General features: G+C 36.9%; 14 protein-coding genes. 7 read left to right on the top strand and 7 right to left on the bottom strand.

Translation table 11 applies throughout. The features are described from left to right. Positions 1 to 308: 308 nt before the first annotated feature. Positions 309 to 998 carry a replication initiation protein gene (locus PSI22_RS20050; protein WP_273581275.1) on the top strand — a complete coding sequence of 230 codons (690 nt, stop codon included), beginning with the start codon at positions 309 to 311 and terminating at the stop codon, positions 996 to 998. A 128-nt stretch (positions 999 to 1,126) separates the two neighbouring features. After that, positions 1,127 to 1,606, top strand: a complete 480-nt coding sequence (locus PSI22_RS20045; RefSeq protein ID WP_273581274.1) for an Hcp family type VI secretion system effector — start codon at positions 1,127 to 1,129, stop codon at positions 1,604 to 1,606. Positions 1,607 to 1,636: 30 nt separating this feature from the next. Here PSI22_RS20045 and PSI22_RS20040 read toward each other — a convergent pair whose 3' ends face one another. From PSI22_RS20040 to PSI22_RS20025, 4 genes are all read right to left on the bottom strand, one after another. Then, complete coding sequence (locus tag PSI22_RS20040) at positions 1,637 to 2,038, bottom strand: DUF1240 domain-containing protein (RefSeq protein WP_273581273.1); 402 nt, start codon at positions 2,036 to 2,038, stop codon at positions 1,637 to 1,639. 27 nt (positions 2,039 to 2,065) lie between these two features. Beyond that, on the bottom strand, positions 2,066 to 2,956 hold the full coding sequence (locus PSI22_RS20035; RefSeq protein ID WP_273581272.1) for a hypothetical protein: 891 nt from the start codon (positions 2,954 to 2,956) through the stop codon (positions 2,066 to 2,068). Positions 2,957 to 3,025: 69 nt separating this feature from the next. Then, entirely contained in the window at positions 3,026 to 3,751 is a 726-nt protein-coding gene (locus tag PSI22_RS20030; protein WP_273581271.1) for a hypothetical protein, read from the bottom strand. Between the two features lie 11 nt (positions 3,752 to 3,762). Beyond that, complete coding sequence (locus PSI22_RS20025) at positions 3,763 to 4,815, bottom strand: MobA/MobL family protein (protein WP_273581270.1); 1,053 nt, start codon at positions 4,813 to 4,815, stop codon at positions 3,763 to 3,765. 211 nt (positions 4,816 to 5,026) lie between these two features. Here PSI22_RS20025 and PSI22_RS20020 point away from each other — a divergent pair, with 211 nt between their 5' ends. Together PSI22_RS20020 and PSI22_RS20015 are read left to right on the top strand one after the other, a co-directional pair. Next, entirely contained in the window at positions 5,027 to 5,476 is a 450-nt protein-coding gene (locus PSI22_RS20020) for a hypothetical protein (RefSeq protein WP_273581269.1), read from the top strand. A gap of 322 nt (positions 5,477 to 5,798) precedes the next feature. Then, positions 5,799 to 6,185, top strand: coding sequence for a cupin domain-containing protein (locus tag PSI22_RS20015; protein WP_273581268.1), 387 nt, complete (start codon positions 5,799 to 5,801; stop codon positions 6,183 to 6,185). Here PSI22_RS20015 and PSI22_RS20010 read toward each other — a convergent pair whose 3' ends face one another. Further along, positions 6,186 to 6,875, bottom strand: a complete 690-nt coding sequence (locus PSI22_RS20010) for a helix-turn-helix transcriptional regulator (RefSeq protein ID WP_273581267.1) — start codon at positions 6,873 to 6,875, stop codon at positions 6,186 to 6,188. It lies immediately after the preceding gene. Positions 6,876 to 7,839: 964 nt separating this feature from the next. Here PSI22_RS20010 and PSI22_RS21590 point away from each other — a divergent pair. The 3 genes from PSI22_RS21590 to PSI22_RS20000 all read left to right on the top strand — a co-directional run bounded on the left by PSI22_RS21590 (position 7,840) and on the right by PSI22_RS20000 (position 9,857). Beyond that, a complete protein-coding gene (locus PSI22_RS21590) occupies positions 7,840 to 8,265 on the top strand; it encodes a replication initiation protein (protein ID WP_370689053.1) in 426 nt (141 codons plus the stop codon). A gap of 90 nt (positions 8,266 to 8,355) precedes the next feature. Next, positions 8,356 to 8,784: a hypothetical protein gene (locus PSI22_RS21585; protein ID WP_370689052.1), complete on the top strand. Its 429-nt coding sequence runs from the start codon at positions 8,356 to 8,358 to the stop codon at positions 8,782 to 8,784. 149 nt (positions 8,785 to 8,933) lie between these two features. Further along, the gene (locus tag PSI22_RS20000; protein ID WP_273581266.1) at positions 8,934 to 9,857 is read left to right on the top strand and encodes a DNA-methyltransferase; all 924 of its coding nucleotides are present in this window, start codon (positions 8,934 to 8,936) and stop codon (positions 9,855 to 9,857) included. Between the two features lie 5 nt (positions 9,858 to 9,862). Here PSI22_RS20000 and PSI22_RS19995 read toward each other — a convergent pair whose 3' ends face one another. Both PSI22_RS19995 and PSI22_RS19990 read right to left on the bottom strand, forming a co-directional pair. Then, positions 9,863 to 10,780 (bottom strand): HindIII family type II restriction endonuclease, encoded by a 918-nt coding sequence (locus PSI22_RS19995; protein ID WP_273581265.1) that lies wholly within the window; start codon positions 10,778 to 10,780, stop codon positions 9,863 to 9,865. Between the two features lie 384 nt (positions 10,781 to 11,164). Beyond that, positions 11,165 to 11,365 carry a hypothetical protein gene (locus tag PSI22_RS19990; protein WP_273581264.1) on the bottom strand — a complete coding sequence of 67 codons (201 nt, stop codon included), beginning with the start codon at positions 11,363 to 11,365 and terminating at the stop codon, positions 11,165 to 11,167. Positions 11,366 to 11,631 lie beyond the last annotated feature (266 nt).

Below are 11,631 nucleotides of genomic sequence, written 5' to 3'. Positions count from 1 at the left end.
GTGACGGATCTGACAATTTTTTGCGATTTATCCACAGAGCACACCCTTTTTAACTTGTTTTTCTTGTTTTTATTCTTGTTTTAGGTGGTTTTTTTTCCATAAAAATCAATATAGTAAGTAGATATATGCAATATAAAAAGGGGTAATGTGCAATATAAAAAGGGGTAATGTGCAATATAAAAAGGGGTAATGTGCAATATAAAAAGGGGTAAAACTAACAGTCTTATGCAATATGAATAAAAAAAACATTGCGTAAATGTAATGCAATGTCTATTTTATGTATATTGCATATTTATGGTACCTATCTCATGAGTGAACTGATAGCCTACAAATCAAATGCCTTAATCGAGGCCAGCTACAAACTAAGTTTGCAGGAACAGCGAGTTTTACTGATATGTATTGGGAAGCTCAATCCGAAAAATGAAATACCAGAGAAAACCTTTCAACTGACCGCTAATGAGTTTTATCTCGCTTTCCCTGACATGGGACACAAGCACGCTGAAGAACGCTTGCAAGAAGCAATAGACCGTCTTTCAGAACGTTGGATTCATATTCATTGGAAAAACAACAAAGAAGAAATACGCTGGATTCAGCGTAAAGCTAAATATTTTATTGGAGATGGGAAAATTGAAATCACGTTCGCTGATTCAATTATGCCTTATCTTACCCAGCTTAAAGGGCAATTTACCAGTATCGCCGTTAAGAACGTATCGGCTCTCAAACGTACCTACAGCATCCGTATTTATGAGTTATTAATGCAGTTTAAAACAATAGGCGACAGACTGATTAGCGTAGAGGATTTTCGTTCAATATTGAATTTAGAAAATAAATACAAAGAATTTAGAGCACTAAACCAGCTTTTATTAAAACCTTGCATTAAAGAACTGAATGAAAAAAGCGACCTAATTGTTTCTGTAGATATGGTAAAAAAAGGGCGAGACGTAGTAGCTCTTCACTTTCAATTCAAAGAAGAAAAGCAAATAAGAATGGTGATTTAAAGCGCCATTCTTATTTCAAATTAACTAATTCGAGTAACAAAATAAATTTTGCTTTAAATGACTATTGAAAATTTAACTTGTATGTTAATTTATCTTTCTCAGTTCTAAAAGACTAGGATGGTAATTTTATGTCATATATGATTTATTTAACCTTAAACGGCAAGAATCAAGGATTAATATCAGCAGGGTGTTCTACTTTAGATTCGATAGGGAACCGATACCAAAAAGGACACGAAGATCAAATACAAGTACTCAGCTTAAACCACTCTATATCCCGTCAACAAAATGTTAGCCATAGCCCTATACAGTTTATTAAACCAATAGACAAATCTTCTCCTCTATTATCCATGGCAATAGATTCTAACGAATCATTGAACGGTGCATTTATTTTCTACAGAACAAGTCAGACAGGACAGTTAGAACTTTTTTATGAAATTAAAATAACAGAATCAACTATCGCAGATATTTCCTGTGTCTACCCACATTCTATAAATGATCATGATATGATGCCATACGAAAAAGTTGTACTAAATTACAAATCTATAACATGGAATCATAAAACGGCAGGTACATCTGCCTATAGTATATGGGAAGACAGAGTTTTCTGAAAAAAAACTAAGCATATATTATACATATGCTTAGTTACACATTTCCGGATATCTCACATATTTATTCAGTGAGCCAACTGACATTTTTTCACAAACAACATATCCTTCCTCCTTCAATTTTGAATCCAAATACCAAGAAAATGGAAAACTTAAAAATAAAAAAACAAAAAAAACAATAGTGAGTATTTTTATTAGTTTATTATTAAGCTTCATGGTTTTTGATGTAACACTATAATAAAAAGCGCATGAGAACATATATAAAAAAATTGGAAATCCAGATAAAATAGCAATGGATTTCCAAGAGAAATTTATTTCATCTTTTCCATTAAGGATGGATAAAATATCCTCAAAAATAAATATAACACAAAATATCATAGCTAAAATTAAAGAAAATGAACCTATTATAACAATGATTTTATTCTTATTATCCATACCATCCTCTTTTCCATCATAATAAAATTACCATTTTAATTTTATTTCCTGACAAGGGAAACCAAATGGTTGAACACATGGTCTCGGATATTTAGCTTCCAATTCATCCATTTTACGCAAATGGTCTATCAGCGCTTTACTTAACCCATATTTATTATCAATATAATATAATAGAGACCCAACCAAAAATCCAACCACAAGTGCCGTGGCAGCTACAGCAAGTGCATAAGTACCCGCAGCTAAAAACATTCCAGCAGCAGCTGTAACTACAACTCCAGCCAAAAATCCAACGGCTGTTTTTGCCGCATCCATGGTTATATTTCCATAGAAATTATAAATATCATATTCATCTCTAAATGCAAGTTCTAATAATCGATAACCCGCTGCGACAAAAACAACTTTTCTAGTTCCATCGATGAGGCCATTTTTCATTCCTTGTGTTCCTATACCCATATCTATTATTTTCCAATTATTCACTTTATATTTAGCAGCGGTTAAAAATTTTCTAACACCTGTTGATCCGGTTAACTTTATACTTCTATTACCGTATCTATCAACAAACTCAGTAACTTTAACTCCAAAATTACTACTGAGTTCTTTTGACAATTTATAAAAACCTTTAGCATCAATAATATTACCTGTAAATGATGTAACAATATCCATACATAAATAACCAGCTTCTTTCCATGATGAATTAGGGTTTGGTCCACATATATTTGTTACAAAATGGATAGCTTCTTCAAACGTTAAAAAAACATAAAGTTCTTCATTGTCATGAAATTTTTTTTGAAGTTCATTTTCAAGTTCAGAATATCTTTTTTCTCTTATTAATTTGCTATCACTTAAAGGTACTAATGTTCCATTTTCAAAACCAATAGAACCATCCATAAATGCTCTTTCAAATTCACTTCTACTCATTTTATACCCCATAAAATTACATAACATGATAATTTATTGATATTTTGTCTAATATCTTATCGGACTCAGCTATTTTTTCTTTAGATTTTCTGAATTATTGGGAAGCAGATCAAGTTTATCTGTCGGGGTATGACACTGCGTTTTAAGTTCCTCGACCAGCCGATAAGTGCTGGCTATGGCGTTGAAGTTTCTGTCCACATCTTTACTGAAGAAAAAGTTGGCACTGACACCAGTAACAATCCCTATCGACAACATTGCACCACCAATCATCCACCAAAAGTAGCGCTGAAGCCGGTCATAGCGCCATTGGAGATCGTCCTCAGCGGCCTTGATAGCTTTCGCAATACCATGGCTGCGCTCAGTCATCTGGTTAACCTGTTGGGCTATCGCCTCCATCTGCGCATCCGTTCTCTGCCGGACAGCCCCCACAATATCCGTTTGTTGGATAGTGACCATAATATTCTGGCTAATTTCAGCCGGCACGGTTCTGGCCAGTTCCCTGAACTGAGCGGCGTTGGCCTCCATCGAATTGGCGGTTCTATGCTCAATCACATTCAGTTCTGACAGAACATGGGTCATATGCGCTTTCTGTATCTCAATGTGGTTCAGCTCGGCCAATTGTTGTTTTAGTACCTCCGTTGCCAGATTCAGCGAGGCTTTAGCCTCCAAGATGGCATCAAAGGCATCATTCTTGGCCTCTGCCATCTCGTTTATCATGTCTGTCACAATCGCCTGTTGCTCTTCCAGCACTGTGAGATAGCCCGCTATTTTTTCAAAATCCGTTAACGTTTTCATGTGTACTCCTGCTAAAAGCCCAGGTCATAACCTGGCTTATGTCGTCGTCGTTGCATCTTTTTCTGCTCGGCGTGTTGGCGTTCCTGCCGTTCGTGCTCTTCTCGCTGCCTTTCCAGCAATCTTGCTTGTTTTGCTTGGCGTTGTTGTTCTTCTAAACGTTGCCGCGCTTCCTGTGCCTGACGCACTTTATCCTCTTTATCTTGTTGATAATCTTCTCTGAAACGCTGCATTCCATTGACTAAATCGTGTTTATTCCGGAAATTCTGCATATTACACGTCATTTCAGGTGAATAAGCTAAATTTTCCTGTTTTTCCACAAACTGGACAGCCTTAAGGCTGCGCATCTGCTCCTGCCGGATATGACGGTACTCCGTGATGACGCTCCGTTGTTGGGGCTGCCGCCATTCGCTCGGAAGCATCTTTTTCTCTGGTACGAGGCTTACGCCTTGTTTGGCATAACTGCGCATGTCGATACGTTCAGGGAGCTGGGCATGTTCCAAATGCTGATTGCAGGTCACCTCCCAGCGTTCACGTAGCGCAACAAGTTGCGCCTTCCTTGTCACTGGATCTAAGCCGGTGTTGGCTTTCTGGCTACCGCCTCTTTCCGGTGTTTTCCGGTTAAAGCGCTTGAAATACTGTTCGGGATCGCGGGCGATCCCGTCATTGAGCCGCTCTGAAAACATCAGGTGACAATGGGGCTGCTCACCGCCGTCGGCGGCGGCGGGAACATGGATAGCCCATTGATAAGCATGCCGCTCACCCAGTTCTTTCCTTACCCAGTCACGGATCAGCGCTTCTCGTTGTTCGGGCATCAACTCACGAGGTAACGCAATCTCCATCTCCCGATAAGCCGTCCCGTTCTGCCGTTCGAAAGCATCCGCTGCCTGCCAGAATTGTTGAGGCTCTGCGCTCGCCCATGCGGGCATGTTGCCAGAGTCCGTGGCTTCTAACCGTTCTCCCCGCTCAAGTCTATTTTTGTACTTTCCTTCACGGGCAATGTAGGCGGAATGTTGTGCACCTTTGCCTTTCCTTCCGACTTTCACGCTTAATCGGGCTATCGCCATAATGATATACCTCTCGGTGTAATAATTTGGGGCTGTGCCCCAACGCGTGTTTCTTAGCGAAGATAAGAAACATCTAAGCGCGCATTACCTATAATTCTAACCTTTCGTTCGCCTATTTGCATTATACAAATTTTGCAATAGGCGAACGAAAGGTTAGAATTATAGGTAATGAAAAAACACTAAAGTACCAACACCGGAGAATAAGGTAATCATGAACAAAAATGACGAATGGCTAAGATCTAGGATTAACTACATCAGGGGACTAAAATCACCCACTGAGCACCAGAAACTACTCGTGAAACTGGCAACCATTGAGAACCGGACACGTGAAGAGGAACGCAAGCTCGCGGTACTGATACGGGCAGAGAAAGCAGCAGAAAGAGCCATGAAAGCCAAAGGCGCAGCGGCAAAGATTATCAATGCAGAACAGCTGGCAGCACGTAAGGCGCGAAACCATGAAATGTTTAAGGTGGCAGGACTGGTCAGCCTTGCGGGATTAATTGACAAAAAAACCGGACAGCTCCGCTTTGATGCGGGGGCGTTCGTCGGAGCACTGTCAAAACTGACTGACTGTCCGCCGGAGAAACTACAGACATTAAAGACCATGGGTGATCAACTAATTGCAGAAAACGAAAGAAAGCCGAGCGAGCAGAAGCAATAACCATTACGCTCAGGAGGCTTTATGAAACTAAGCAAAATGACTTTCGGACAGGTATTTCTATTCGTACAATGATTTCTGACATTTAATCAACTGAAATTGAATACGAAAAAATACATTTATAACAATTAGTTAAAACAGATGTCGCATTTTACATGCAGCGCATCTAAAATAAGGTTCCCTGGTATTGGATAATTTATATTTGTATATTACACAATGGCTTTATTATGATTATTTTTATGTAGAGCATAATTTTAATTATGCATTATTCTGGCTGTTGTGAAAAAGAGTAAACATTACTTAATTTAAAGATAAGGATATAGCTATGATTGATTTCGCAAAATTTTCTACAGACGGTGCCACCAAAGATGACGCAGTCGGCATTTCTATAAAGCGTATTATAGAAAAAGATGGACTGAATGCTTATGCAACATTTATAAGTGCGGGGAAGAAAGTGGGATGTCATAGTCATAGCCAAGGAGATGAATGGTATATTATACTTTCCGGTGATGGTGAAATATGGACAGGGGATGTGGTAGATAATGAAATTATTAATATAAAAAAAGAAAAATTTTCAAAAGGCTGTATTTTTTGTATTCATCAAAATACAGCACATCAACTGGCATCTCATAACGATGTTGAACTGATATTTTTATGCCCGAAATCTCATTTATCTCATGATAGAGTGGGTTTTGAGGATATCTGTAAATAACTATTCATTAAAGTGAATGGACTTCTGTTCCCTGAAAAAATTTTCAGGGACATAGTTAGCTATGTTATGCTCATAACAGTAATCAACGAGGCTCTTTCTGCTATTTGTTTCGGTTTTTTGGTACACGTTCTGGATGTGGTTTGAAACTGTTCGATGAGACACAAACAGTCTTTCTGCTATGTCTTTAGTAGAATAACCTTGCATTATGTAAAATATAATTTCCCATTCCCTTTTACTGAATATTTCTGATGGGGGGGTGAAAATTAAGGATGTTTGGATATTTATTTTTTTTAGCTTTTCAAGTGTTATAGTGTCTACCGGCCTTCCATGGAAAATAGTCCCCCTGCATTCACCTGATTCGTCTATTAATGGGAATTTGTCAAAGTACCATGGTTGCAGATAGTCGAGACCTTTGAAAGGGTGAATTTCAATAGACGTAACTCTGTCTAATAATGATTCTACTTTTCTATCATGTTTTTGAAATTCATCTTGAAAATCTGATGTTGTTGAAGGAAGTTCACCATCGTAATATCCTCCTACGTCGTATCCTTTGGGCAGTGAAATTAATTCATTGTATTTATTATTAGCATATATAAATTTTGAGTTGTTATCTTTAGCACCCCACGGCTCATTACTAATTTCCCAAAAATTTATTAGGGCGCTAACGATTTTTCCTGTCGAACAGCTCATATATTTTTACTCCTTACTTTCTTGAATTGTTTTTTTAGTTAGTTCTCTCTTTTGGGACACTATAATTTTTATTTTATTTTTTCAAGAATATATATTTTTTCGATGAAATCCAACTAATCCTTTGTCCTAAAAGGGGTCAGTTTGGAGAACGGAAATTATTGTACATTTAGAGCGGTTTTTAACCGTTCAAGACACGCAACTGATTGATCTAGCGAAAATAGGCATAGCTTATAAGTTATCTTACTCGTCGTATCGTATTTAGGTTATGGCTTATGACGGTTACACGGTGCAAACGCCTTACTGCGCGGGAGTACACCCAATGCAACAATCTGAGTTGCCAATATAGGCTTAATGTACACAGATTTCCGATCTCCAAGCGCACTATTATATGAAAAGAAAACAGCCTGAAAACGATTTTGAGCGGTTTTTGTATTTCAGGTTGGCAGAAGGCGTTTAAAGAGAAAAAATCGCACAGTGAAGCTCGTAGGCGTTTTTTATGCCCATTAAGGCATGGGAAGCGGTACTTAAAGGCTGAAAGGATCATTGACGATCAACCCGCTGATAACAGAGGGGGACTGATCAAGGAGCAGGAATCGCCCTTCACCCTGTTAAACAGGGAGCGAAGCGAACCTAAGGGCACGGTATTTTCAGCGACTCGACTCTGTTGTTAAATGGTCGGAGACAAAAGAAATGTGCCGCGATTTGCCCTCGCGACGCGATGGAGCTACTAATATTTTGATTTTTATGTGTTTTTAAAATAAGCAAACTTTGTTTGCGACAGCCGTTTAGATACTTATGAAACATGGCTGTATCGACTAATTAATTAGAATTATCCACAACCCAGGAATCTATTCTTTTTTATCTTTTATATTCTTTCTTTATTCTGTAAAAAATAAAAGTAAATTCAAATAGTTACAAGAGAAAGGTTAAGGTTGTATTATTGACATAACCTTTTGTTTTAGTTATGTTGTTTTTTAAACCCAATGAATTAGCGGTCAGTCGTTATGACCTTACAGAACATGAAACAAAATTAATTCTATGTTGTGTAGCATTGCTAAATCCCACAATAGAAAACCCAACAATTGAACAGATAACAGTAAAATTCACATGCACTGAATACGCCAAGATGATGGGTATAAGAAAAGAAAATGCAGGGGGGAGATTAAATAAAGTTACCAGTGAATTAATGACAAGAACTATAGAATTAATTTATCCAACAGGAGCCGTATCTAAACGAATTTCTCAATGGGTTAACTATGCTGAGTTTAATAGAGAAAATCAGACGTTAGAGTTAGTATTTAGTGAATACATTCAACCACTATTATTCCATTCAAAAATATTCATTAAATATAATTTTGAACATGTTAAATCATTTGAAAATAAATACTAAATGCGGATTTATGAATGGCTTTTAAAGGAATTAACGCAACGAAAAACCAATAAATCAAATATAGAAATAAGTATTTCTTAGTTTAAATTTATGCTCATGTTAGAGAACAATTATCCAGAATATAAATTACTTAACCACTGGGTTTTAAAGCCAATAGTTAAAGATCTTAATTCATTCAGCAACATGAAATTGACCATTCAGAAAAAGGGTCGTCCTGCGGATACATTGATTTTTCAATGCATATTAGATAAACAAATCGATCTTGTAACCGAATTATCGAAAGATAATACAACAAGATCAGTCAAGTCCACGGGAATGACTATTGATTCCATATTACATACAGGGTTAATAAAAACACTTATTGAGACTTCTAGTGCTCAAATTCAGCTATCAAAATTTGAGACTAAGTTCATGCAAGATATGCAGAGTAAGTATGATCTGAATGGTTCGTTTTCATGGTTAACAGCAAAGCAGAGAGTGAAACTAGAAACAATATTGGCTAAATACGGACAAATTTGAGGCATTTATGTTAAACAAGTGCGATAATGACAAAAAGTCATTAACTGTTAGGTAGTACATTACTTCGAGCTTAAACTTCAAAATACAAACAGTGAAGAATTCATTGTTAACGGATACAATGAATTAAATTCAATAAATTGGTTATAAAAATGCACGATAATGATTTGTTAACTATAAAAAAAAATTCTATCCAGCAAGGTAACTCTATTGAGTTGATAAAAAAAATAGAATCAGAGTCAACTCATCTGATTCTAAGTGATATTCCTTACGGTATAGGAGCAGAAGATTGGGATGTTTTACACAATAACACAAACTCAGCTTATCTAGGCTCTAGTCCTGCTCAGAAAAAAACAGGTGCTATTTTTAAAAAAAGAGGGAAACCAATCAACGGTTGGTCAGAAGCTGATAGAAGGATTCCTATTGAATATCAGGAATGGTGTGATACTTGGGCTTCTGAATGGTTTAGGATATTAAAACCTGGAGCCAGTGCAATAGTTTTCGCTGGTCGCAGATTTTCTCATAGATGTATATGCTCAATGGAAAACGCTGGTTTCAATTTAAAAGATATGTTGGCGTGGATGAGAACCAAAGCACCTCACCGAGCACAAAGACTAAGTTGTGTATATGAACGCAGAGGTGATATTGATAATGTAAAAAGATGGGATGGATGGAGAGTTGGTAACTTACAACCAACTTTTGAACCGATTCTTTGGTTTTCAAAACCGTATAAAATAGGTGGTACTATAGCTGATAATGCTCTTTTACATGGTGTTGGTGCTTATAACCAAGAGTCATTTATTAGAAACACGGGAAGAGCGGAAAATGTTATATCTTCAGGTTTTTCCAAAGGCGAGAGTGGTTATCACCCAACGCAAAAACCAATATCTTTAATGAAAACACTTATAGAGTTAACAACTCAAGAGGGACAGCTTGTAGTTGACCCGTTTTGTGGTAGTGGTTCTACATTAGTAGCAGCCAATGAACTAAATAGAGAATTCATTGGCTTTGATATAGATTCAAACTATGTAGATATTAGCCTAAAACGAATAACTTCAAGCAAAAATTTATTTTAATTAACTCAGGAAAGTAACAATATATTATTATTGTTTACTTTCCTTATTTGTTCTTCTCTAGATGTTATTTTATTCATTTTTATTAACTCAGAAACCGCTTCTTCCTTTGTCATATTTAATATTCTTTTTCTTTCGTTAGAAAGGAATTTCAGTGCTATTTCTTTTGAAACAAAAATACCTTCATCTGTGGCTTTTTTTTCATCTAACCACAGATTTTTTATGTCATTATCAAATTCTAATATTGTTCTATTGATCATCGTCCAATATTGAACACTATCTTTTGATGGATTAAGAAATGATACTGATTTAAAAATATCATGAAGCAAATCAATAGTTTTTTGTTTACCCCTTACTTCTGAGTATCTAACCAATACCCCCAAATGAGTATACGTAAATATACAAACATTTCTTGATATTGCTTGCTGGTATATTTGGCTATTTTTTGTGGGTAATTGATATATTGGACAAACTACCATTGCAAAATCATTACTATGGCGCCATCCATCCATGGCTTGAACTTTAAAGTCTTTTTGATTTTTTGCTGTTCTACTCAATCTAAATACTTTCGCATCAGCTACAAACGAAAAATTTTTACTAGAGGCTTCAACATCGGCAGCATCAGCTCTTTCTGTCAATACAATACTGTTTAATCCAATAAATTTAAAACATTCAGATATCAATGCATCCGTATATTTAGAATATAATTTTTCTTCACTAGAATCATGAACGTAAGACTCCGGGATAGCTGTACATAGCCTTAGATGGTCCATTAATGCTGAACTACCTGATACGCGAACTTCATCGATAATCTCTTGCTCTACTCGACTTGAGTCATTAACAAAATTACCACTCAACTTAACTATTTCACCAATCCAATAGTAACGTCTTGATTTGGCTTCCTCTGTTATATAATCCATCTTCATCGTATATCACTTATTCACCATATTTATTAGATACTCGTGATTATCACATAGAAATAAAAACCCTCAAGAAAAAGCTTTTAAAATCAATCTATTCGAGAAAACCGCTTCTCATAAGACAGTTTTATGTAAAAAAACCAGCCAATTGCGGAAAATGAAAAATAATCGTGATAACGACACGATGTTTCGGGGGGAAACACGGCTACTGCGGGGTTACAAATCCCCGACTATCGGATTTTGCCGATAGCGTTGTCAGATTAACGGTTTAAGTGAAAATATTCAATAATAAAATCAATAAGATGTCGTTATCTGGTTAGGTTACTGGTTTATTTAACCTTGGTCTAAATGTTCACAATTGCACCTCGTGCAGGAAATTTCAGGCGGTTATTACGAGATAAAATCGGTTTTACGGACTTTGCGATCCGATTTCTGGATCACCGTAAAACGGCCTGAAAACGATTTTGAGCGGTTTTTGGATTTCAGGTTGGCAGATGTGTTTAAAGAGAAAAAATCGCACAGTGAAACTCGTAAGCGTTTTTTATGCCCATTAGGGAATGGGAAGCGGTACTTAAAGATTGAAAGGATCATCGACGATCAACCCGTTAATAACAACGGGGACAGATCAGGGAGCAGGCATCGCTCTTCACCCTGTTAAGCCGTGAGCGGAGCGAGCTTATGGGCACGAACTGTAAAGCGATACGATAGTTGGATGGTCGGAGACGAAAGAATCTGACAGCGGTTATTGCACGTAGGGCGGTTTAGAGGAGCCGCTAAGCGGCGACATCCAATTACTCCTTAATAGGGGATGGCCATGAAACGGGAACTTACAGACAAGGAGCTAAATGTTTTTTTTT

The sequence above is a fragment of the Xenorhabdus aichiensis genome (genome assembly GCF_028598775.1).
Classification (GTDB): Bacteria; Pseudomonadota; Gammaproteobacteria; order Enterobacterales; family Enterobacteriaceae; genus Xenorhabdus; species Xenorhabdus bovienii.
The sequence above is the reverse complement of the archived record's forward strand: the minus strand, read 5'-3'. Positions and strand labels throughout refer to the sequence as shown.